The organism is Nonomuraea diastatica (assembly GCF_004349015.1).
In the GTDB taxonomy this organism is placed as follows: Bacteria; Actinomycetota; Actinomycetes; order Streptosporangiales; family Streptosporangiaceae; genus Nonomuraea; species Nonomuraea diastatica.
Map to the genome: position 1 here is coordinate 1 of NZ_SMKP01000187.1, position 21721 is coordinate 21721.

Here is a 21721-nt window from a genome sequence, read left to right on the forward strand (position 1 = left end):
TTCTACGCCGACGCCGCCTACGGCGAGCTGTGGGTCGGCCCCTCGCCGTCCCTGGCCGAGTGGGCCAGGGCGCTCGGGGTCGAGGTGCGTCCGCTGCCGGAGTTCACCGGGCCGCCGAACGGCGCGCTGCTCGCGGGACCGGGCTGGACGGAGCCGCCGAGGGGGCCGTCCGAGGAGCTCGGGCGGGTGCTGGCCGAGCTGCGCATGATCAAGGACGAGTGGGAGATCGCCCGGCTCCGCGAGGCCGTCGACCGCACCGTGGAGGGCTTCGCCGCGGTGCTCGACGAGATCCCGGCCGCGGTGGCGGGCGGCGGCGAGCGCTGGCTGCAGGGCACCTTCGACCGCTACGCCAGGACGCACGGCAACGGCCCCGGCTACGCCACCATCGTGGGCTCCGGCGCGCACGCCCCCACGCTGCACTGGGTGCGCTGCGACGGCCCCGTCCGGCCCGGCGAGCTGCTGCTGCTCGACATGGGCGTGGAGGCGCGCAGCCACTACACCGCCGACGTCACCCGCACCTTCCCGGTGTCGGGCGTCTTCTCCCCCGCCCAGCGGCAGGTGCACGACCTGGTGGAACGGGCGCACCGGGCCGGGCTGGCGCAGGTGGCGCCGGGCCGCCGGTTCACCGGCTTCCACCACGCGGCCATGGAGGTCATCGCGCGCGGACTGCACGACTGGGGACTGCTGCCGGTCTCGGTGGACGAGGCCCTGTCGGAGCGCGGCCAGCACCACCGCCGCTACCTGGTCTGCGGCATCGGCCACCACCTGGGCCTGGACGTGCACGACTGCGCACGATCCCGCCCCGAGGCGTACCACGGCGCGGAGATGGCGCCGGGGATGGCGCTCACCGTCGAGCCGGGACTGTACTTCCACGCCCACGACCGCACGCTCCCCCCGGAGCTGCGCGGGATCGGCGTGCGGATCGAGGACGACCTGCTGGTGACGGCGGGCGGCGCGGAGAACCTCTCCGCCGCCCTGCCCATCGACGCGAGCGGGCTGGAGAACTGGAGCAAGGAGAGATCATGAACGCCCCCGTCTGGCACGGCGTGCACGTCGCGACCGCGCTGCCCTTCAACGACGACCTGTCCGTCGACTACGACGGTTACGCAGAGCACGTGCGGTTCCTGGCCGAGGGCGGCTGTGACGGCGTCTGCCCCAACGGCTCGCTCGGCGAGTACCAGACGCTCACGGACGACGAGCGCGCCCGCGTGGTGCGCGCCGCCATCGAGGCCGCCCCCGACGGCTTCCACGTCATGCCCGGCGTGGGCGCCTACGGCGCGGCCGAGGCGCGGCGCTGGGCCGAGCAGGCGGCCGAGGCGGGCGCCGCGTCCGTGTTGCTGCTGCCGCCGAACGCCTACCGCGCCGACCGGCAGGCCGTGGTCGGCCACTACCGGGAGGTCGCCAGGGCAGGGCTGCCGGTCGTGGCCTACAACAACCCGCTGGACACGAAGGTGGACCTCACCCCCGACCTGCTGGCCGAGCTGCACCAGGAAGGGCTGATCGTCGCCGTCAAGGAGTTCACCGGCGACGTGCGCAGGGCGTACGAGCTGGCCGAGCGGGCGCCCGGGCTCGACCTGCTCATCGGCTCGGACGACGTGCTGCTGGAGCTGGGCATCGCCGGGGCGGTGGGCTGGATCGCCGGCTACCCCAACATGATTCCGCGCTCCACGGTCGAGCTCTATCGTCTGGCCACCTCCGGCGACCTGGACAAGGCGCTGCCCGTCTACCGCGACCTGCACCCGCTGCTGCGCTGGGACTCCAAGACGGAGTTCGTGCAGTCCATCAAGTTGTCGATGGACCTGGCGGGGCGCAAGGGCGGCGTCTGCCGCCCGCCGCGCACCGCGCTCCCCTCCGAGCTGGCGGCCCGGATCGCCCGTGACACGCGGGAGGTGCTGGCGAAGGGCTACCGGTAGTCCTTCGCCCTTCCGGCGCATCGGGATCAGGCTCGCTCCACCTCGACGATCAGCGCCGATGCCGGGCGCAGCGTGGGCGCGGGCAGCCCGATCTGGCCGAGCACCGAACCCGGCAGCCGCACCGGAGCGGCGGTCCACCCGGGCAGCCCGGCCCTCTCGGGGAGCGGCCCGGCCACCCGCACGTCGTAGGAGGCCGCGGGGTCGAGGCCCGGCAGCCGCAGCGGGCCGGGCCCGATGGTGAGCCGGGTGGTGAGCTGCACGAACGCGAACACGCCGCGCTCGGGCGTCACCACGCCGTGCAGCAGCGCCGACGGGTCGGGGTGGTCGGCCCGCACCACCCGGCCCGCGTGCAGCACCGACCGCAGCCGCTTGTGCAGGGTGATCCACGTGGCCAGCTCCTGGAGCTCGGCCTCGCTCGCCGAGGTCAGGTCCCACTCCACGCCCATGTGCCCGAACAGCGCGGTGGCGGCCCGGAAGGCCAGTGGCAGCCGCCGGCCGGAGCCGTGGTCCTTCGGCGCGCCGACGTGGCAGCCCAGCCGCTCGGGCGGCACCAGCAGCCCGGTCCAGCGCTGGATGGCCTGCCGGTCGAGCGCGTCGTTGCTGTCGGAGGTCCACACCCGGTCGGTGCGGGCCAGGATGCCGTAGTCGACGCGCGCGCCGCCGGACGAGCACGACTCGATCTCCAGCCCCGGGTGGCGGCGGCGCAGCTCGTCGATCAGCCGGTAGGCGGCCTCGGTCTGCGCGTGCACGCCCGGCGCGCCGTCGTGCACGGGCTCGGCGATGTCGCGGTTGTGGTCCCACTTGATGTAGTCGAGCGCGTACTCGCCGACCAGGGTGTCCAGCCGCTCCAGCAGGTACGTGTACGCCTGCGGCCTGGCCACGTCGAGGACCTGCTGGTGACGCTGCGGCGGCGGCAGGCGCTCGGCGTGGCCGAGGATCCAGTCGGGGTGCTCGCGGGCCAGGTCGGAGTCGGGGTTGACCATCTCGGGCTCGAACCAGAGCCCGAACTGCATGCCGAGTTTGCGGACCCGGTCGGCCAAGGGGTGCAGGCCGTCCGGCCACACGCGCTCGTCGACGTACCAGTCGCCGAGCCCGGCCCGGTCGTCGCGGCGGTGGCGGAACCAGCCGTCGTCGAGCACGAACCGCTCGATCCCGGCCGCCGCGGCCCGCTCGGCCAGGTCGAGCAGCCGGTCGAGGCCGTGGTCGAAGTAGGTGGCCTCCCAGTTGTTGAGGGTGACGGGCCGGACCGGCAGCGGGCCCTCCGCGCGCAGGTGGTCGTGCAGCCGTCCGCTCGCCTCGTCGAGCCCTCCGCCCGACCAGGTGAAGAACACCCGCGGTGTGCGGTAGCTCTCTCCCTGCTCCAGCACGACCTCGCCGGGCTCGAGCAGCTCGCCCGCGGCCAGCAGCGCCGGGCCCTCGGGCAGGCGCTCGGCGTGGTGCAGGTGGTTGCCGCTCCAGCCCGCGTGCACCCCCCACACCTCGCCGGAACGGAAGCCGAACCCTTCGGTCCCGGCCACCAGCAGCCCGGTGCCGTCGTGCCCGGTGCGGCCCCGCCGGCTCTCCCTCGACCACACGCCGAACCCGAACGCCCGGCGCTGCGGCGCCTTCTCCATCGCCCACCGGCCGGTGAAGTCGAGCAGCTCCCCCGCCCGCGGCGGCACCGGCAACGAGCAGGTCAGCCCCTCCAGCCGGTAGGGGGAGGCGGCGGTGTTGGTCACAGTGTGCCGCATCGTCACCAGGCCGCGGGCGTCCATGGCCAGCTCGCTCTCCAGCGCGAGCCCGGCCCTGGCGTCGGAGGCCGCGACGGTCACCGTGCCACCCGCGCCGGGGGTGGCCGTCACGTCGAGCCGGTCGATGCTCCAGCGGACCGGCCAGTGCTCGCCGGACCGGCCGCCCGACAGGCCCGGCCTGCCGTACCAGCCGTCTGCCTGGGCCGGCAGCAGCGGCGGCGCGGGAGTCAGGGACGCCAGCACCGGCTCCAGCGCGGATCCGGCGACCGGCCCCAGGCCGGCGCCGAAGTGGAGCACGCGTGGCAGACCTGGGCCGGAGCCGTCGAGCACCAGGGCGGCGCCCGCGGCGGAAAGGATGTGGGGGGACACGTCGGGCTCCTCGACTCGGGGGCAGGCGCGGGCGCCTGGCGGGCTTCAGCGGTACGACGCTATCTGAACACGCTGCGCCGCACCGTGCCGAGGGGGCGTGGGGAGACCCTCTGGCGCGGGCGGGCGCGCCGGGGCGCTCCCGCTGTCGATCACGGCGGGAACCTTCGTCACAGGAGTGGTCACGCCGCGTGAAATTTGACCTCCACCGCCTGCACGTTTCTCGTCATGGCGGACATGCGATGACTCGCGTCCACGTCTCCCGGCTGGCCATACCGTACGCGATCGATTAGGTTAGCCTCACCTAATCAAGATCGGAGAGTGCACGGGGATGACCGAGCCGTATCGCATGTTCGACGTACGGGTGGACCGGCTTGAGCGGTTGAGCCCGTCCTTCCTGCGGGTCACCTTCAAGGGCGACGATCTGCACGTGTTCGCCGACAACGGCTACGACCAGCGGCTCAAGCTCATCCTGCCGCTGCCGGACCACGGCCTGGCGCACCTGCCGACCGGCCCTGACTGGTACATGCGCTGGCGCGAACTCGACGACGACAAGCGCAACCCCATGCGCACGTACACCGCCAGGCTGGTGCGCCCCGAGGCCGGCGAGGTCGACGTGGACGTGGTCATGCACCCCGACGGCGGCCCGGTCGCGCGGTGGGCGGAGAAGGTGCGCCCCGGCGACGTCGCGGCGCTCTTCGGCCCAGACGCGCGCTACGAGGGCACGCACGGCGGCCTGGAGTTCCGCCCGCCGCCCGGCACCGGCTGCGTGCTGCTGGCCGGGGACGAGACCGCGGTGCCGGCGATCTGCGGCGCGCTGGAGCGGCTGCCCGCGGAACTGGCGGGCGAGGTGCTGATGGAGGTGCCGGGCGAGGACGACTTCCTGCCGGTGGAGACGGCCGCCTCGGTCAAGGTGACCTGGCTGGCCAGGAACGGGGGCGAGCGCGGCGCCGGCCTCGTTCCCGCCGTACGGGCCGCCGCCGGGCGCCTGCTGCCCCCGCTGCCCGTCCCCGAGAGCTTCGACGACGTGGACGTCGACGCCGAGGAACTGTGGGAGGTGCCGCAGGAGCAGCCGCCGTCGTACGGGCCGCTGTACGCGTGGCTGGCCGGCGAGGCGTCCGTGATCAGGACCCTGCGGCGGCACCTGGTCGCCGAACGCGGCATGGACCGGCGCGCGGTGGCCTTCATGGGCTACTGGCGCCAGGGCCGCGCCGAGAACTGACGGCACACCGTCCTGCCTCGTGCGACGCGCCCCGGCAGCGCGCAGGACATGCCCGGCTCACGCCCGAGGCCCCTGCCACAGGCTCGCACGACGGGGGGCGCCGATGTGGGCACCGCTCGGACGCACCAGAACCGGCCAGATCAGCGCAGCCCCGGCGCGCCAGTGCCGGCGAGCACGATGCGCAGGTCGTCCTGCGAGGGCGGCCGGGTCCAGGTCAGCCCAGGCCCGCCGGAGGCGATCAGGCGCGGCAGGACCTCGCGCAGCAGCGCCTCGGGAGTGGCGCCCGGCTCCTTGCCGCGAGCCTCCCGGTAACGGTCGAGCACCCGGGCCAGATCCAGCATCATCGTGTTGACGCGCCCGCTCGGCGTACCGCCCGGCACGGGCGGAGCGTCCTGCCCGAGGGCTTCGTCCGTGGCCACGTCCGTGCGGTCGTTGGCCACCGCCGTGCCCGGCCCGGCCGTCTCGGGCACCAGCCTGCCGTTGACGTGCGCCGGTTCCTCACCCTGCGCGGCGGACGGCTCGCCGAGCACGGCCACCCGGAGCACTCCCACCGCCTCGTCGACCGACCGGCTCACGACGCCCTCGGCCTGCGCGCCGCACACGCAGTCACGCACCGCCTCGGTGAAGCGCGCCCGGTCCATGCCGTCGACCTCGCCGCTCAGCCAGCCGGGGCGCAGGTGCAACACTCCCGGCCGCTCGGCCCCCGCCAGCCGGTCCATCAGCGCCGCCACCGTCTCCTGCGGGTCGTGCAGCGCGGCGTCCCCCCGGGCCGCGAACACGTCGGCGAGCAGGTGCAGCGAGATGAGCCGCGGCGGGTCGTACGTCGTGAGCACGCCCTGCTCGCCGACGACGGCCAGGCGGTTGCCCGCGTCGTTGTAGGCCCGCAGGCCCTCCATGAACGCCGCCTGGCCCTCCGGCGTGAGCCGGAGCTCCCAGCCCCACTTCCGCTCCACCTCGAACTGATCGGCGGCATCGCCACCGACGGTGTCCCTGCGAAGCCACCAGACCACCATGCCCACGACGATGGCGGCCGGCACTGCGACTGCTATCCACACTGTTCTTTGCTTTCCCTCGTACCTTACCGAGTTGCAGCGTAGTGTGATCTTGCCTGGCAAATCATATAATTTCCCTAAAATTCGGTTGGCCGTCCCCGGCGCGAGAACAGCACCCGGACAGCGGTGCTGTTCCACGGCGACAAGGCCCTCCGCGCGACACCGTTCGCCACACGCATGCCCCTGGTCCACCGCTCCGGCCAGCTCGCCCACGCGGACCCCCGCCACGTCCCAGGCGGACGCCGGCGCGACGGTCGCCTTGCCACCATCCCGGCGCCTTGAGCAGCCCACTGACCGGCGAGACTCCGCCGGTCAGGGCGCCCTTGTCCTTCGCGGGACCGAACCACGCGCTGCAGAGCGAGGAATCTTGCATCTGGTAACCGAAATTGTTTTCCTCGGGATTTCTCTTTTCCCCCGAAACACCGCAAGTCCCCCCAACAAGCGGCGCCGGACCTGTACACTTCACCAGAAAAGCACACGAAACTAGGTGTAACGCGAATACAGCATCCGGTGTGTACGGCAAGGGCGGGGTCCGCGCCACCGACGGGACGATTCCGGCCCTGGAAAGAACGCGGATGGACCCACTGCTCCTGACCACCAGCCGCCACGACGGCACGGTGATCGTCAGCGTCTCCGGCGAGCTCGACATCGCCACCGCCGAGGTGCTCCGCGGGCGGCTGACCCGGCTGCTGCGGGAGGCCGGTCGTGTCCGCAACGGCACGCTCTGCCTGGTCGTCGAGGTGAGCGGCCTGTCCTTCATCGACGCCGCCGGGCTCGGCGCCCTCGTCTCCGCCCAGAATCAGGCCATGAGCCAGGACACCCCGCTGCGCGTCACGGGCGCACCGCCTTCCATGAGACGTCTGCTGCGCATCACCGGCCTGGACACGCACCTCACCTGAACGCCCCGCCCGGCCTGCCGGGCCACCGCCCACGATCCAGCTCCCCGGCTCTGGCAGCACAGACCTGGCACCCACGGGCCCGGCACCCACGGCCGCACCATCACAGCATCACGGTCGTGACCGGACCGCAGGCAGGTCCCGGGCAGACCACACACAGGTCGTCGCGGGCGGACCGCAGGCGGGTCATGGTCGGTCTGCGGGCAGGTCGCGGTAGGACCGCGAGGGGGTCGGGGCCGGGGTTCGTGGACGCCGGGTGGACAGGTCAGCCGCCGACCCACATGCCGTCGGAGATCGTCGAAGGAGATCGTCAGCCCGTCGCCGGCCGGGCCTCCTGCGCGATCTGCGGCACCCGCTCCCGGTTGCGCCGGGCGTCGGCGCGGGCCGAACTGTGGTCGTCACCCATCAGACCCGGCACGAGGACTGCCGCGTGACCCGGCAGGGACGCCGCCTCCCCGGCAGAACTCGTGCGGTCGCTCCGGGCCGGGCCCGGGTGTCGCCGGTTTCGGCCCGGGGACGCGAATAACCGCTCCCACCAGCAGGGTCACACGATGAACCGGCCTTCGGCGCGGGGAGAGTCTCGCCGCGCGGTCGGACGCAAGCGGAGAGAGCCTCGCGATTCTCTGGGGCGGCCGCTCCCGCGGCGGGCCGGGCTCGGAACCACGACACCCGCCCCGTAGGGCGGGTGTCGCGGGCCGGGGCAACCATCCGGCGGGTCAGAGGGGGTCAGCAGCGCGCCGGGGAGCGGGTGCCGCGGACGCCGACGCGCTTGAGCCGGATGCGCTCCGGCACTCGCACCGGCTCCAGTTCCACCCTGCGCGCGCCTTCGGGCACGTGCCGCGTGTCGTGTGTGATCATCAGCGTCGTACGCCCTGCCATGAGCCGCCGCAACGGCTTCATGACCTGCGCGGCCGTGGCGGCGTCCAGCCCGGTCATGGGCTCGTCGAGCACCAGCACCGGCGCGTCGCGCAGGATGGCCCTGGCGATCGCGATCCGCTGCCGCTGCCCGCCGGACAGGAGCCGTCCCCGCTGCCCCACCGGCGTGTCGTAGCCCTGGGGCAGCACCTTGACGAAATCGTGCACGCCCGCCGCCTCGGCGGCCCTGATGACCTCGTCGTGCGAGGCGCCGGGCCGCCCGTAGGCGATGTTGTCGCGGACCGACCCCGAGAACATCAGCGTCTCCTGGTGCAGGATCGTGACGTTCTCGCGCAGCGACCGGCGCGTCAGGCCCCGGATGTCGGCGCCGTCCAGCAGGATGCGTCCGGCGTCCGGGTCGTAGAAGCGCAGCAGCAGCTTGGCCAGCGTGGACTTGCCCGATCCGCTGGGCCCGGCGATGACGACGACGTCACCCGGCTCGGCGGTGAACGACACGTCCCGCAGCACCGTCCGCCCTCGTCCCGGGTAGGCGAAGCCCACCCGCTCAAAGGTGATCCGCCCCCTGCTCCTGCCCGCGGGCACGGCGTCGGGAGCGTCGGTGACGGTAGCCCCGGTCCGCAGGATCTCGATGACCCGGTCGGACCCGGCCGCCGCCTCGGACACCGTCAGGGCCAGCTCTCCCAGCCCTTGCACGGCCGGGTACAGCATGGCCAGGTAGGCGGCGAAGGCGAGCAGGCCGCCGATCGTCAGCCGGCCGGCGGCGATCTCCCACGCGCCGAACCCGAGGATGACGATCAGGCAGACGGTCTCGATGACCTGCACGGCGGGGCCGTACAGGCCGGACAGCCAGGCCTGCGTCATGTTGGCGCGCAGCCAGTTGCGGCCCTCCCCGTGCAGCCGCCGCGACTCGGCGCCCTGCCGGTTGTACGCCTGCACGAGCGGCTGGTTGGCCAGCCCCTCCTCCAGGACGCTGTTCATGACGCCGTTGCTCTGGCGCTCACGCGCCGCGGCGATCCTGAACTTGGCGGCGAACACCTTGGAGACCACCAGGAACGCCGGGATCAGGGCCATCGTGATCAGCGCGAGGTCCCACCGGATGAAGAAGGCGGCTCCAGCGAAGAAGATCACACTGGCGACCGTGGTGATGGCTTTGACCACACCCGATCCGACGAGCTCCTCGATGGCCTCGACGTCGTCGGTCAGGCGCGCCATCAGGTCGCCCAGCCGCCGCTTCTCCGAGAACTCCGGCGCGAGCGTCTGCAGGTGGGCGTAGACCCGGTCGCGCAACGTCAGCAGGAACCGTTCGGCGCCGAGCGCGGTGATGTACGTCCCGCCGAAGGACGCCGCCCCCGCGACCGCGGCGAGCCCGAGCCAGGTGAACGCTGGAGTCCAGAACGCCCCAAGTTCCTTGGTGGTGAGCACTTCGTCGGTGATGTGGCCGAACAGGCGGATCGCGGCGACCTCGCAGAGCGCGGCCACGATGGCGAGGACGACACCGGCCGCGAATAGGCGGCGCAATCCGCGAGTGTCCGGCCAGAACTCGCGGAATGTGCGGCGAATGGAAATCGCCGGAGCGAGCTCTCGGCCGGAGACAGAGAATGAGAGCCGGCGGCTGAGCCGCCGGCTCTCAGCGGGGCGGTTTACCACCCCCAGCCCCACCAGCGGCGACGACGGCATCCGCCGCACCAGCGGCGACGACGCCGCCTACGGCATCCCCATCCGAGCTGGTGGCCGACCTGTGTGAACTGCGTGCTAGCCATGATTCCTCCCCCGTTGGCTAACTTGCACAAAACGGACACTAGCACCCGAATTGCGATATAGCACGGCATATTAGCCATTTAAAAGAGACTTGACCGGAGAATCCCGCCGAGAACGGCACTTCGCATCGCCGTTAAATCTCATGTAAACGGGATAATGTCCTAGCAGAAGTCAGCCGAACGTCAAAGATGCTTCTGAGAACTGGTTCCAAGGAACAGGCGGGCCGATACTTTGGTTCGATGACCCGGCCGCCTCGGGCTGCGATCGTCGAGGCATGGCAATCCTCGGCGTACTCCTCATGATCCAGGGCTTCGGCGGCCTCATCGCCGGCTTCTTCGACCGTGACTTCGGCCTGCTGCACCTGGTGCTCGACGGCGGCGCGCTGACGGCCGCCAGCGCCGTCGCCGGTCTGCTCGGCCTGGCGCTGACCGTGTTCGGCGCCCGCGCGGGGAAGTAACCCTGGGCGCCCGCGCGCCGGCCGGTGCGGGGCTCGCGCGCGGGCGGGTGCTCAGGTGAGCGAGGAGTAGGCCACCACCCCGCGCCGCATGGCGTCCATGGCCTTGACCGACGTCTGCTTGATCTTGCTGCCCTGCGGCGCCGCGCTCCCCAGCTGGCCGAGCAGGTCCATCAGCTGCTTGACCCACCGGACGAAGTCGCCGGCCGCCAGCTCGTTGCCGTTGACGCCCTCCAGGAGCACCGCGTCGAGGCTGTGCCCCTTGGCCCAGCGGAACGCCGCCCACGCGAAGCCCATGTCGGGCTCCCTGATCGTGGACAGCCCATGGTCGGACTCGATGGCCTCCAGCTCGCCCCACAGCCGCGTCATCGACGCCAGGGCGTCCTGGGCCCGCCCTGCCGGGATCTTGGGCCTGCGGGCGTCGTCGGCCGCCCGCGACTCGAACACGAGCGCCGACACGCACGCCGCCAGCTCGCTCGGGTCGAGCTCCTCCCACAACCCCATCCGCAGGCACTCGGCGGTGAGCAGGTCGAGCTCGGTGTAGATGCGGCCCAGCCGGCGGCCGTCGTCGGTGACGGCCTCGCCGTCGAGGTAGCCCAGCTGCTCCAGCACCGTGCAGATGCGGTCGAACGTGCGGGAGATGACATGGGAGCGGCCTTCGACCCGGCGCCGCAGCCCTTCGGTCTCGCGCAGCAGCTTGTGGTAGCGCTCGGCCCAGCGCGCGTGGTCCTCGCGCTCGTCGCAGCCGTGGCAGGGGTGTTGCCGGATGCGCCGGCGCAGCTCGTTGACCTCGTCGTCCTCCACCGCGTGGTCGCGGGCCCTGGGCGGCTTGCCCAGGTCACGGTCGCCGATCTTGGCCAGCAGCGTGGAGACCAGGTTGGCGCGCTCCTTGGGCGAGCGCCCGTTGAAGTTCTTCGGGATGCGCAGCTTCTCCAACGGCTCGACCGGCACGGGGAAATCGGCCGGATCGAGCTTCTTGACCTGCTTGCCGATCGTCAGCACCAGCGGGCTGGGCCCGGCGCCGGCGGCGCGGCCGCGCGGGTTGTGGCCGGGGTCGAGCACGATCGCCAGGCCCGCCCTGCGCCCGCCGGGCACCCGGATCACGTCGCCCGGCTGCAGCGCCTCCAGCGACCGCACGGCGGCGGCGCGGCGGGCGGCGCCGCGCTGCCGGGACAACTCGGCCTCGCGGTCGGACAGGCGGCGGCGCAGCGCGGCGTATTCGGGGAAGTCGCCCAGGTGGCACGTCATGGCCTCCTGGTAGCCCTCCAGCGCCTCCTCGTGCTTGCGCAGCTGCTTGGCCAGACCCACGACGGCCCGGTCGGCCTGGAACTGCGCGAACGACTCCTCCAGGAGCGTGCGGGCACGCTCTCTGCCGAACTGGCCGACGAGGTTGACCGCCATGTTGTAGGAGGGCTGGAAGCTGGAGCGCAGGGGGTAGGTGCGGGTGCCGGCCAGGCCCGCCACCGACAGCGGGTCCATGCCGGGCTGCCACAGCACCACGGCGTGGCCCTCGACGTCGATGCCGCGCCGCCCGGCCCGCCCGGTGAGCTGGGTGTATTCGCCGGGGGTGAGGTCGGCGTGGGTCTCGCCGTTCCACTTGTCGAGCTTTTCGATCACCACGCTGCGGGCCGGCATGTTGATGCCCAGGGCCAGCGTCTCGGTGGCGAACACGGCCTTGACCAGCCCGCGCGTGAACAGCTCCTCCACGACCTCCTTGAAGGCCGGCAGCATGCCCGCGTGGTGCGCGGCCAGGCCCCGCTCCAGGCAGTCGCGCCACTCGAGGTAGCCGAGCACCGCGAGATCCTCATCGGGCAGGTGGGCGGTGCGCTCGTCGACGAGCTGCCTGATCTCGTGCCGCTCGCGCTCGGTGGTGAGCCGGATGCCGGCGTACAGGCACTGCTGCACGGCCGCGTCGCAGCCGGCGCGGGAGAAGATGAACGTGATCGCCGGCAGCAGCCCCTCGGCGTCGAGCTTCTCGATCGCCTGCACCCGGTCGGGCGGGCGGGAGCGCTGCGGCCTGCCGTAGCCGCGCCTGCCCCGGCCAGCGGTCAGCCGCTCGGCGTCGCGCGTCACCCGCATCAGCGTGGGGTTGATGCGCGGCGTCAGGTCGTCGCTGACGAACATGTCGTAGATGCGGTTGCCGACCATCATGTGCTGCCACAGCGGCACCGGGCGGTGCTCGTCGACGATCACCGTGGTGTCGCCGCGCACCTCGCCCAGCCACTCGCCGAACTCCTCGGCGTTGCTGACGGTCGCCGACAGCGCCACCAGCCGGACCGACTCGGGCAGGTGGATGATGACCTCTTCCCACACCGCGCCGCGGAAGCGGTCGGCGAGGTAGTGGACCTCGTCCATCACGGCGAACCCGAGCCCGGCCAGCGTCGCCGAGCCGGCGTAGAGCATGTTGCGCAGCACCTCGGTGGTCATGACCACGATGGGGGCCTCACCGTTGACGCTGTTGTCGCCGGTCAGCAGGCCCACCTTGGCGGTGCCGTAGCGCTTGACCAGGTCGTTGTACTTCTGGTTGGACAGCGCCTTGATGGGGGTGGTGTAGAAGCACTTGAGGCCCTGCTCCAGCGCCAGATGGACGGCGAACTCGCCGACGACCGTCTTGCCCGACCCCGTCGGGGCCGCCACCAGGACGCCGTCACCGGCCTCCAGAGCACGGCAGGCGTCCAGTTGGAAGTCGTCCAGCGCGAAGTCGTAGAGGCCTCGGAACGATCTGAGAGCGGCCCCGTCGTCTCCGTGTTTCTGACGGAAGGCCGCATAGCGTTCCGCTGGCGTTGTCATACCCGTCAGCCTACCGAAATCGCCATTCCGGTCCGTCCCGCCGAGCGTGCGGGGCGGGCGTGCGATCGCCCTGACCAGGCGCCTTTACATTGTAGATTTCATACGAGCACACGTAACACCCCAGGCCGGACCTCGCAGTGCACCGGAACCGGCCCAACCCGTTCGCCGTCGGCGTAGGCGACGACATCCGCCGCCTCCAGCCGCACCCTGCGAACCCGCCGGATCGACACGGCACGATGACCCACGTGCGTGCCCCGGTAGACGCTCGGGAACACCCGCAGGAACTCCGGCTTCGACACGGCTCCCAGCATCACCACGTCCAGCAGCCCGTCGTCCGGGCTGGCGTCCGGCGACACCCGCATCCCGGCGCCGTACGAGCGCGTGTTGGCGACGGCCACCAGCATGGCCTCCCGCTCGATCACCTCGTCATCGTCGAGCGTGACGCGGAACGGGATGGGCCGGAACGAACGCAACTCGTCCACCATCGCCACGACGTACCGCGCCATCCCCGGCGGCCAGGCGAGCCGGTTGGCCCGCTCGTTGACCCGCGAGTCGAACCCGCAGCACATCACCCCGGCGAACAACTCGTCCGCCCGCCCGGCCACGACGCGGGCGGCGTCGACGCGCCGAGGTCTCATCCGCAGCACGGTCCTGGCGGCGGCGACGGGGTTCTTGCACGGCACTCCGAGCGCCGCCGCGATGTCGTTGCCAGTGCCGGCGGGGATGATGCCGAGCGGCACGTCCGTGCCGGCCACGGCCTGCACGGCGAGGTGCACCAGGCCGTCACCGCCGAAGGCCACGAGCGCGTCCGGGCGCTCGGCGACGGCGGTGCAGGCACGGTCGAGGGCGTCGCCGGCGTCGTCGCCGACGATCACCGACAGCTCGGCCCCGCCGGCGCGCAGGCGGCGCGCCACCGGCTCCAGCAGGCGCAGGGTGCGGCCGCCGCGCGCGGCGGGGTTGACGAGCAGGGCGAGTTGAGAGGACACGCCCGGAACTTATCGCCTATCGCCCGGAACCGGAATCCTCTTCGGCGCGGGGGGCGTCGGGGCCGTCGTCGAGCGGGGTGGTGTCCTCGGGCAGCGGTGAGGCCTCGTCGTCGGACAGGTGCCCGAACTCGCTCGCCGGGTTGCGCTTCTCCCGGAGGTACATGAACAGCTCGGCCGCCGCGAACAGCACGATCATCGGCGCGGCCAGCGCCATCATGGTGACGGGGTCACCGCCGGGCGTCACGAGGGCGCCGAACACGAACATCAGGAAGATGACCAGCCGCCGGTGCTTGGCCACCGCCGCGTGGGACAGCACCCCGATGATGTTAAGGAACACCAGCAGCAGCGGCAGCTCGAACGACACCCCGAAGATCACCAACATGATCAGGACGTAGTCGAGGTATTCGTCGATCGAGATGGTGGCGACCGTGCCGTCGATCGAGAAGCCCAGCAGGAAGCCCAGCGCGGTGTCCATGATGAAGTAGGACAACCCCGCGCCCAGCGCGAACAGCGGGATGGCCAGCGCCAGGAACAGCACCGTGTAGCGCTTCTCGGTGCGGTAGAGGGCCGGGGTGACGAACGCCCAGATCTGGTAGAGCCAGGCCGGCGACGACAACACCAGGCCAACCATCAGCGAGACCTTCAACGTGATGAAGAAGGACGAGAAGATGCCGTTGTAGGTCAGGCTGCACTCGCCCGTGAGCTGACGCGACTGGTCGGTCGAGCAGAAGGGATCCTTGAGCAGCGCCCACACCGGGTCGAAGACGATCCACCCGATGATCAGGCCCACCACGACGGCGGCGAGCGCGATGAGCAGCCGGTTGCGCAGCTCACGCAGGTGCTCCATGAGCGGCATCCGGCCTTCGGGATCGGGCTCAGCCTTACGCTTGGGCCCCGACCGTTTCAGCAGCGCCATCACCAGTCCAGGGAGTGAGGAGGAGGGGGGTCAGGGGCGCTTGTCGGCCTGGGCGCTCGCGCGCAGCTTGGCGGCCTGCTCCTCGAGCCGGCGGGCCTGCTCCTCGGGCGACGGCTCCGGCGCGGGGGCCGCGGCCTGGAGCTGCTGCGGCGCGGCCGGCTGCTGCTGCTGGGCCTCGGGCTGTGCCTGCACGACGGTCGGCTTGTCGTCGTCGTCATCGTTCATCTTGCTGGTCTCAGCCTTGAAGATGCGCAGGGACCGTCCGACGCCACGGGCGAGGTCCGGCAGTTTCTTGGCGCCGAAAAGCAGGACCAAGGCCACCAGGATCAGGATGATCTCCGGAGCTCCCAAGTTCATGTGACGTCCTTCATGGTTAATGAGTGCTGTCCTTCACGACCGATCGTACGCTGCCGGGGCCGTTGCCTCATCCCTTGGCGTCCTGTTTATCCCTGAATTGCTCATGAACCTGGGCGACTTCCCTGTTCAGGTCACGTGCGGCGGCCACCACCCGGGCGCCGGCCACCCCGAGCACGGCCAGCCCGGCCAGGCACAGCCCGGCGGCCAGAAGAATCCACGTCATGACCGGTGAGCGTACAGCGCCAGGGCCCGCTCGGCCTCCTGGCGCACGGCCTCGGCCATCGCGGGCGGCGCGACGACCCTGCCGGTGTCGCCGAGGCGCAGCGCCAGCTTGAGGATCCAGTCCTGGTCACGGGCGCGCAGCGCCACCCGCAGCCGCCCTTCGCCCAGCTCGGTGACCTGCTCGCACGGGTAGTACTCGGCGACCCACCGGCCGGCGGCGCTGACCTCCAGCTCGACCAGCTCGTCGGTGGGCGACGGCCGGAAGACCCCCTGGGCGAGGTCGATGGGCTCGGCCTCGGCGGGCGGGTCGGCGGGCACGTCGAGGACGTCGACGCCGAGCATCCGGTCGAGCCGGAACAGCCGCATCGCCTCGGCGCGGTAACACCAGCCCTCCAGGTAGGCGCGGCCGTCGACGACCACGATCCGCATGGGGTCGACCTCGCGAGGCGTCACCTCGTCGCGGCCCGGCACGTAGTAGCGCAGCGACAACCTGCGCCCCTTGGTGAGCCCCTCGCGCACGCGCGGCAGGGCGTCGGGGGTGGCTTCGACGTCGACGGCGACCTGGCTGCTGACGGTGGCCGCGCCCTCGCCGGCCGCCTGCTCCAGCTTGGCCATCACGCGGGGCAGCGCGTCGCCCGCGCCCTGCATCTCGGCCAGCTGCGGGGTGGCGGCCAGCATGCGCAGCGCGACCAGCAGCGCGCTGGCCTCGTCGATGCCGAGCCGCAGCGGCCTGGCGATGGTGTCGGCGTTGTCGATGAGGATCTCGCCGCCGTCCCAGGACACGTCGATGAGGTCGCCGGGCGTGTGGCCGGGCAGCCCGCACATCCACACGAGCTGCAGGTCGTCGATGAGCTGCTTCTCGCTCAGCCCGAACACCGCGGCCACCTCGCCGACCTGCGCCCCGGGGTGGGACATCAGGTACGGCACCAGCGACAGCAGCCGCGGCAGCCGGTCGGCGGACCCGCTCATGTGAGCGCCCCTTTCAGTCGGCGGATGACGGCCTCGCGGGCGTCGGGGGGCTCGACGACCTCGACGTCGGCACCGAGGCTGGCCATCCAGCCGGCCAGCCGCTCGGGGTCGGAGAAGGTCAGCTCGGCGTCGTCCCACCCGTCGGCACCAGGGTGCACGGTTTTGGCCAGCTGGCGCACCCCCTCGCACGTCCCCTGGCGCACGCGGACCACCGCGACCCGCTCGTCCATCGCCTCGTCGGGGAAGCCGACCATGGCCCGCACGTCGACGCCTTCCGGCACCTCGACGGCGCCCGGCTTGCCAGCCGTCGTGACCTGCCCGGTGATGCGGCTGAGGCGGAAGGCGCGCGGGGCGTCCCTGCCGCGGTCGAACCCGGCGAGATACCAGCGGCCGCGCCTGCTGACCACGCCCCACGGCTCCACGGTGCGGGTGCGGACCTCCTCGCTGCCGGCGCCGCGGTAGTCGAAGCGCACCACCCGCCGGTCGCGTACGGCGTCCCACAACGCGGGGAACGCCGGGTCGCGGGTGTCGACGCGCAGCTCCAGCGCTCCCCCGCCCATGGTGCCACCGACGGGCTGGTCGGTGGCCACGCCACCGGCGCGCAGCTTGAGCAGCGCCCCGGAGGCGGCCCCGGCCAGGCTGGCCCGCTGCCACACCTGGGCGGCCAGCCCCAGCACGGCGGCCTCGTCGGGTTCCAGGGTGATCTCGGGCAGCTCGTACGACTGCCGCTCGATCCGGTAGCCGGGCTCGTCCTCCCACGGGTCGCGCACCACGTCGATGGGGATGCCGAGCTCGCGCAGCTCGTTCTTGTCACGCTCGAACATGCGCTGGAACGCCTCGTCGCCGTCGCGGTCGTAGCCGGGGACGGCGTGGCGGATCTGCTCGGCCGACAGCGGGCGCCGGGTGGCGAGCAGGCAGATCACCAGATTGAGCAACCGTTCTGTCTTCCGGCGCGACATCTGCCTCACTCCTCCTTCAATCGACGCTACCCTGCCCCCGTGATCAGATGGCGCAAGGGCGAGGTTGTCCGGATCCGACGCGAGTGGCCAGGAGCGGTGGAGCTGGATGTCGCCGTCCCCGAGGGGGAGTGCCGGGCGCTGGCGTATCCGCCGTTGGTCGGACGCCCGGAACCCGGCGACGAGGTGCTGCTCAACACGACCGCGCTCGCGATGGGTCTCGGTACGGGAGGTTACGCCATGGTGGTGGCCGTCCCTAACCGTTTGCCGCAAGATCCTGACGGTCCCGGGCACCTGGTGAAGGCCCGGTACACACCTCTGCAGGCCACGGTGCTGGGCGCCGACGAGCAGGGCTCCCCTCATCACGACCGGTTGCGCGAGGCCGACTCGCTGGACGGCATGCCGGTGATCGTGGCGGATCTGCACTCGGCGCTGCCGCCGATCCTGTGCGGCCTGTACGCCTCGGCTCCCGGCGCACAGCCCGGGATCCGCGTCGCGTACGTGATGCTGGACGGTGGCGCGCTGCCCGCGTGGTTCTCGATGGCGGCGGCCCGGCTGCGTGAGGCCGGCTGGCTGGCGGGCGTGGTGACGGTCGGGCAGTCGTTCGGCGGCGACGTGGAGGCGGTCACCGTCCACACCGGGCTGCTGGCGGCCAGGCACGTGCTGGAGGCCGACCTGGCGGTCGTCACGCAAGGGCCGGGCAACCTGGGCACGGGCACCCGGTGGGGCTTTTCGGGGGTGTCGGCGGGTGAGGCGGTGAACGCGGCGGGCGTGCTGCTGGGACGGCCGGTGGCCGCGCTGCGGGTCAGCGAGGGCGACAAGCGCGAGCGCCACTACGGCGTCTCGCACCACTCGCTGACCGCCTACGGCCGGGTCGCCCTGTCGCCCGCCGACGTGCCGGTGCCCGAGCTTCCGGGCGAGTTCGGCGAGCGGGTCAGGGACCAGGCGGAGCTGCTGGCGGTGCGCCACCGCCTCGTCTCGGTGCCGGTGGACGGCCTGCACGAGGCGCTGCGCGCGTCTCCGGTGCGGCTGTCGACGATGGGCAGGGGCCTTGAGGAGGACCTGCCCTATTTCCTGGCCTCGGCGGCGGCCGGCAGGCTGGCGGCCTCGTTGCTGGAGTAGGAGTCCTTGAAGGTGAACGCCTCGGGGCTCGGCCCCTCGGCCTTGAGGCGTTCCAGCCGCCGCATGCCCTCCGCCAGCGCCGGGATGTGCCCTTCGGGGATCCACCACATGACGGTGTACGGCTCCGCCACGCGCAGGAACCATTCCCTGCGCCGGCGCAGCACGCCCAGGTGGGCGCTGCGGTAGACGTAGTTCCACAGCGCGTCGAGCGACTCCCACACCGAGAAGTTGACCAGCAGGTGGTCGCCGTAGTCGTGCACGACGGTGGCGGTGGGGTCGGTCTCGCTCTCCTTCAGCCGCCACACGAACCCCGGCGCCGCGTCGGCGATCGCGTTGATGGGTTCGAGCAGGGCGATGAACTCGGCGAGTTCGGAGCTGTCGACGGGCGCGCGCATGTGCGCGACGTTGAGCTGGGCCAGATGCATGTCGCTCAGCACATCACTCCCCCGGCTTCTATGTCAATCTTCATTTGTTTTAGAAGCGGTGAACGCCACACAGCACTCCCCCGGCCGGGGGTCGAGCCGCGCCCTGCCCGGGTCGTCGCCCAGCCCTTCCAGCAGCCCCTGGCACAGGGCCAGGTTGACCGAGCACACCAGCAGCGGCTGCTCCTTCGCCAGCACGTGGAACGGGCAGTTGCGCAGCCGCAGCAGGCCGTCCTCCTCGTAGGGCTCGTAGCCGCGCTCGCTCAGCACCCGCTCGACCGGCTCGCCTCGGTGCCGCCCCGCCATCCTCGCGCCCGCGTCGCGCGCCACCCGCTCGGCCTGCTCCTCGGCGCCGAGCTGGTCGACCACACCGGCCAGGACGGAGGCGAGGGTGCTGTAGTCGCGCGGCGGCAGGCTCACCGACCGCTCGCCGCCGGCCCTGCGGTAGACCTTGGCGGGCCGGCCGCTGCCCGGCCCCTTCTTCTCCGGCCGCCGCAAGCCGCTCTCCAGCAGCCCGGCCTCGACCAGCCGGTCGAGATGGTGGCCGGCGAGGGTCCTGGACACGCCCGCGGCCTCGGCCGCCTCTCCCCTGCCGACGTCGCCGCCGCTGCCCGCCACCACGTCGTACAGGCTGCGGCGTACGGGGTCGTGCAGCAGGGCCAGCGCGTCGAGGTCGTCGCTTCTCACAGCGGGGAGTCTATGAAAGCCTCCGCCCGGCACGAACGGCCCCGGCGCCTCCGGCGACCCGGCGGCCTCAGTAGGCCGCGATGACGTCCACGACGAAGACGAGCGTGTCGGAGCCCTTGACGCCGTACGCCTGGTTGCCGGAGCGGCCGTACCCGTAGGAGGGCGGGACGACCATCACGACCCGGCTGCCGGTGGGAACGCCGACGAGCGCCTTGTCCCACGCCTTGATTACGCTGCCATCGCCGAGCTTGAACGCTTTGGGCCTGCCGGTCGTCCAGGTCGCGTCGAAGACGCGGCGCCGGCCCCAGATCGCGCCTGTGTACTGGGTGACCACGAGCTGCCCCGCCTGGATCCTGCGCCCCTTGCCGCGGTGCAGCACCTTGGCCGCGAACCGGGCGGGCGGCGCGGTCGCCGGCACCGACAGCGCCGGCCGGCCGCCGCTCCGGGCCCCGCCGGAGACGCGCACGCCGGCCAGCGAGCCGCCGCGCGCCTTGACCGACACGCCCTTGGGGTGGGCGCCGAGGATGTCGACGACGTAGAGCAGCTCCTCGTCCGCGGCGATCCCCCGCGGCGGGTTGGCGCCGAAGCCGTCGCCCGGCGGGATGGCGGCGATCACCCTGCTGCCCACCCTGCGCCCCTGTAGAGCCCGCTCCAGCCCCGGCAGCAGCCGCCCCACCGGGAACGCGGCGGGGGTGCCCCGGGTGAAGCTGGAGTCGACCAGGCGGTTGTCCCTGCCGTTCCAGACGTGCGCGGTGTACTGGACGATCGCCACGTCGTCGGGGCGCAGCCGTTCGCCCTTGCCCGCGGCCGGCTCGTCGACCCGCAGCTCGTCCACCGGCTTGCCGGCGGGGAAGACGATCGTGGGCCGGGCGCCGAACGCGCCGCCCACCTTCAGCTCCATGCCGTCCGCGGCCTCGCCCGTGCAACCGGCCGGCGCGAGCAGCGCCGGAAGCAGCAGTGCGACGATACGGCGGCGCATGGGTGACCTCCCGCGTGGCCCGGCGGGGGGCTGCCGGGCCAGGCGATGTTACCGCGCCACCACACCGCAGGTCCGTCAGCCGCTCCGGTTTCCCGGGACGCGCCGGCGTTCAGCCGTCGTGACCACGAGGTCCGGGCCAGGTTCGCCGTGAACCCCACGACCGGGGCGGTGGACGCCCGGCAATCATGAGTAGTGCATGTTAAAATGAGGTATGCATGATTCCAACACGACGGCGAACCTGTTGGGCGCCACCGCGCTGGCCCTGACCGACGTGACGCTCGGCAACGTCACCCGCGCCGCCGGGGTGACCGCCCGAGGGGCTACGGCGCTGGTCACGCTGTCCGCCAGCCCCGGCCTCAGCGTGTCGGAACTCGGCAGGCGAGTGGGGCTGACCCAGTCCGCCGCGGCCCGGATGGTCGATACGCTCGAAGCCGACGGTCTGCTCACGCGCTCACCCCACCCCTTCAACCGTCACTGGGTGACCGTCTCGCTCACGGAAACGGGCTGGGCCACGACCCAGCACATCCTGGGAGCGCGGGCGACCCCGCTCGGCGGCGTGCTCGAATGCCTGGACCAAGGAGAGCAGCAGACCCTGTCGAACCTGCTCGTCAAGATCCTCACGCGGCTGTACGAGAACAACGGGAACGCGCAGTACATCTGCCGGCTCTGCGACCGGGGCGCGTGTGCCACCGAGCATTCGACCTGCCCGGTCGGTGAGGCCGAACGCCAGGACCGGCGGCAGCCGAACTGACCGCACCCGACGTCCAGGCTGCCCCCGTACGGAGCGGCGTGCTGCCCGAGTGCTTCGGGCGGACGTCATCGGGCCGGGCCCAGGGACCTCTACGGCGGGTCCAGCGGGCCGGAGGCACGCGGTGCGGCGCTCCGCCCGAGGGGGTTCCCAAGAAGGTCTTCCTCCAGGACGGACGGAAAGCCCATGACGGCGGCTCGCCCCGGGACGGACGGAAGGCCCATGACAGCGGCTCACCGGCGTCCGGCGGGGGCTCGTCGGCGCGTCCGGCGTGGGGGTCAGGGGGTGCGCGGGGTGACC

Annotated in this window: 20 protein-coding genes; 7 read left to right on the forward strand and 13 right to left on the reverse strand. The window is 72.2% G+C overall.

Annotation, left to right across the window (positions count from 1 at the left end; translation table 11 throughout):
• On the forward strand, positions 1-1026 hold a 1026-nt coding region (locus tag E1294_RS42305), incomplete at its 5' end, for a M24B family metallopeptidase (RefSeq protein WP_132516788.1).
• Positions 1023-1913, forward strand: coding sequence for a dihydrodipicolinate synthase family protein (locus E1294_RS42310; protein WP_132516790.1), 891 nt, complete (start codon positions 1023-1025; stop codon positions 1911-1913). The genes E1294_RS42305 and E1294_RS42310, both read left to right, overlap by 4 nt.
• 26 nt (positions 1914-1939) lie before the next feature.
• On the opposite strand, the gene E1294_RS42315 is transcribed toward E1294_RS42310, so the two are convergent.
• The gene (locus tag E1294_RS42315; RefSeq protein WP_132516792.1) at positions 1940-4012 is read right to left on the reverse strand and encodes an alpha-galactosidase; all 2073 of its coding nucleotides are present in this window, start codon (positions 4010-4012) and stop codon (positions 1940-1942) included.
• 328 nt (positions 4013-4340) lie between these two features.
• On the opposite strand from E1294_RS42315, the gene E1294_RS42320 reads away from it, so the two are divergent.
• On the forward strand, positions 4341-5231 hold the full coding sequence (locus E1294_RS42320; RefSeq protein ID WP_132516794.1) for a siderophore-interacting protein: 891 nt from the start codon (positions 4341-4343) through the stop codon (positions 5229-5231).
• Between the two features lie 140 nt (positions 5232-5371).
• On the opposite strand, the gene E1294_RS53525 is transcribed toward E1294_RS42320, so the two are convergent.
• Positions 5372-6244 carry a hypothetical protein gene (locus E1294_RS53525; RefSeq protein WP_165977784.1) on the reverse strand — a complete coding sequence of 291 codons (873 nt, stop codon included), beginning with the start codon at positions 6242-6244 and terminating at the stop codon, positions 5372-5374.
• Positions 6245-6858: 614 nt separating this feature from the next.
• Here E1294_RS53525 and E1294_RS42330 point away from each other — a divergent pair.
• A complete protein-coding gene (locus E1294_RS42330) occupies positions 6859-7182 on the forward strand; it encodes an STAS domain-containing protein (RefSeq protein ID WP_132516796.1) in 324 nt (107 codons plus the stop codon).
• Between the two features lie 723 nt (positions 7183-7905).
• On the opposite strand, the gene E1294_RS42335 is transcribed toward E1294_RS42330, so the two are convergent.
• The gene (locus E1294_RS42335; RefSeq protein WP_246083679.1) at positions 7906-9573 is read right to left on the reverse strand and encodes an ABC transporter ATP-binding protein; all 1668 of its coding nucleotides are present in this window, start codon (positions 9571-9573) and stop codon (positions 7906-7908) included.
• A gap of 514 nt (positions 9574-10087) precedes the next feature.
• On the opposite strand from E1294_RS42335, the gene E1294_RS42340 reads away from it, so the two are divergent.
• The gene (locus E1294_RS42340; RefSeq protein ID WP_132516800.1) at positions 10088-10270 is read left to right on the forward strand and encodes a hypothetical protein; all 183 of its coding nucleotides are present in this window, start codon (positions 10088-10090) and stop codon (positions 10268-10270) included.
• Positions 10271-10321: 51 nt separating this feature from the next.
• Here E1294_RS42340 and E1294_RS42345 read toward each other — a convergent pair whose 3' ends face one another.
• The 7 genes from E1294_RS42345 to E1294_RS42370 all read right to left on the reverse strand — a co-directional run bounded on the left by E1294_RS42345 (position 10322) and on the right by E1294_RS42370 (position 17466).
• Entirely contained in the window at positions 10322-13057 is a 2736-nt protein-coding gene (locus tag E1294_RS42345; RefSeq protein WP_181958642.1) for a DEAD/DEAH box helicase, read from the reverse strand.
• A 98-nt stretch (positions 13058-13155) separates the two neighbouring features.
• A complete protein-coding gene (locus E1294_RS42350; protein WP_132516804.1) occupies positions 13156-14043 on the reverse strand; it encodes a diacylglycerol/lipid kinase family protein in 888 nt (295 codons plus the stop codon).
• 16 nt (positions 14044-14059) lie between these two features.
• Positions 14060-14959 carry a twin-arginine translocase subunit TatC gene (gene tatC / locus E1294_RS42355; RefSeq protein WP_246083680.1) on the reverse strand — a complete coding sequence of 300 codons (900 nt, stop codon included), beginning with the start codon at positions 14957-14959 and terminating at the stop codon, positions 14060-14062.
• Positions 14960-14989: 30 nt separating this feature from the next.
• Entirely contained in the window at positions 14990-15316 is a 327-nt protein-coding gene (tatA, locus tag E1294_RS42360) for a Sec-independent protein translocase subunit TatA (RefSeq protein ID WP_132516806.1), read from the reverse strand.
• 67 nt (positions 15317-15383) lie between these two features.
• Positions 15384-15539 carry a hypothetical protein gene (locus E1294_RS53530; RefSeq protein ID WP_165974630.1) on the reverse strand — a complete coding sequence of 52 codons (156 nt, stop codon included), beginning with the start codon at positions 15537-15539 and terminating at the stop codon, positions 15384-15386.
• Positions 15536-16507 (reverse strand): helix-turn-helix transcriptional regulator, encoded by a 972-nt coding sequence (locus E1294_RS42365; protein WP_132516808.1) that lies wholly within the window; start codon positions 16505-16507, stop codon positions 15536-15538. The genes E1294_RS53530 and E1294_RS42365 overlap by 4 nt, the downstream gene beginning before the upstream one ends.
• Positions 16504-17466 (reverse strand): helix-turn-helix transcriptional regulator, encoded by a 963-nt coding sequence (locus E1294_RS42370; protein ID WP_132516810.1) that lies wholly within the window; start codon positions 17464-17466, stop codon positions 16504-16506. The genes E1294_RS42365 and E1294_RS42370 overlap by 4 nt, the downstream gene beginning before the upstream one ends.
• A gap of 39 nt (positions 17467-17505) precedes the next feature.
• Between E1294_RS42370 and E1294_RS42375 the strand changes: the two genes are divergently transcribed.
• Positions 17506-18585, forward strand: coding sequence for a DUF3866 family protein (locus tag E1294_RS42375; RefSeq protein WP_132516812.1), 1080 nt, complete (start codon positions 17506-17508; stop codon positions 18583-18585).
• Here the strand turns inward: E1294_RS42375 and E1294_RS42380 are convergent.
• The 3 genes from E1294_RS42380 to E1294_RS42390 all read right to left on the reverse strand — a co-directional run bounded on the left by E1294_RS42380 (position 18531) and on the right by E1294_RS42390 (position 20673).
• The gene (locus E1294_RS42380; RefSeq protein WP_132516814.1) at positions 18531-19022 is read right to left on the reverse strand and encodes a DUF3291 domain-containing protein; all 492 of its coding nucleotides are present in this window, start codon (positions 19020-19022) and stop codon (positions 18531-18533) included. The genes E1294_RS42375 and E1294_RS42380 overlap by 55 nt on opposite strands.
• Before the next feature lie 21 nt (positions 19023-19043).
• Positions 19044-19694 (reverse strand): helix-turn-helix transcriptional regulator, encoded by a 651-nt coding sequence (locus tag E1294_RS42385; protein WP_132516816.1) that lies wholly within the window; start codon positions 19692-19694, stop codon positions 19044-19046.
• Between the two features lie 67 nt (positions 19695-19761).
• Positions 19762-20673, reverse strand: a complete 912-nt coding sequence (locus E1294_RS42390) for an FKBP-type peptidyl-prolyl cis-trans isomerase (protein WP_132516818.1) — start codon at positions 20671-20673, stop codon at positions 19762-19764.
• Between the two features lie 211 nt (positions 20674-20884).
• Between E1294_RS42390 and E1294_RS42395 the strand changes: the two genes are divergently transcribed.
• Entirely contained in the window at positions 20885-21424 is a 540-nt protein-coding gene (locus E1294_RS42395; RefSeq protein ID WP_132516820.1) for a MarR family winged helix-turn-helix transcriptional regulator, read from the forward strand.
• Positions 21425-21721 lie beyond the last annotated feature (297 nt).

Coding starts and splice junctions, on each gene's coding strand:
- E1294_RS42310 (WP_132516790.1), top strand. CDS start 1,023: ATGAACGCCCCCGTCTGGCACGGCGTGCACGTCGCGACCGCGCTGCCC.
- E1294_RS42320 (WP_132516794.1), top strand. CDS start 4,341: ATGACCGAGCCGTATCGCATGTTCGACGTACGGGTGGACCGGCTTGAG.
- E1294_RS53525 (WP_165977784.1), bottom strand. CDS start 6,244: ATGGTGGTCTGGTGGCTTCGCAGGGACACCGTCGGTGGCGATGCCGCC.
- E1294_RS42330 (WP_132516796.1), top strand. CDS start 6,859: ATGGACCCACTGCTCCTGACCACCAGCCGCCACGACGGCACGGTGATC.
- E1294_RS42340 (WP_132516800.1), top strand. CDS start 10,088: ATGGCAATCCTCGGCGTACTCCTCATGATCCAGGGCTTCGGCGGCCTC.
- E1294_RS42345 (WP_181958642.1), bottom strand. CDS start 13,057: ATGACAACGCCAGCGGAACGCTATGCGGCCTTCCGTCAGAAACACGGA.
- tatC (WP_246083680.1), bottom strand. CDS start 14,959: ATGGCGCTGCTGAAACGGTCGGGGCCCAAGCGTAAGGCTGAGCCCGAT.
- tatA (WP_132516806.1), bottom strand. CDS start 15,316: ATGAACTTGGGAGCTCCGGAGATCATCCTGATCCTGGTGGCCTTGGTC.
- E1294_RS53530 (WP_165974630.1), bottom strand. CDS start 15,539: ATGACGTGGATTCTTCTGGCCGCCGGGCTGTGCCTGGCCGGGCTGGCC.
- E1294_RS42365 (WP_132516808.1), bottom strand. CDS start 16,507: ATGAGCGGGTCCGCCGACCGGCTGCCGCGGCTGCTGTCGCTGGTGCCG.
- E1294_RS42370 (WP_132516810.1), bottom strand. CDS start 17,466: ATGTCGCGCCGGAAGACAGAACGGTTGCTCAATCTGGTGATCTGCCTG.
- E1294_RS42390 (WP_132516818.1), bottom strand. CDS start 20,673: ATGCGCCGCCGTATCGTCGCACTGCTGCTTCCGGCGCTGCTCGCGCCG.
- E1294_RS42395 (WP_132516820.1), top strand. CDS start 20,885: ATGCATGATTCCAACACGACGGCGAACCTGTTGGGCGCCACCGCGCTG.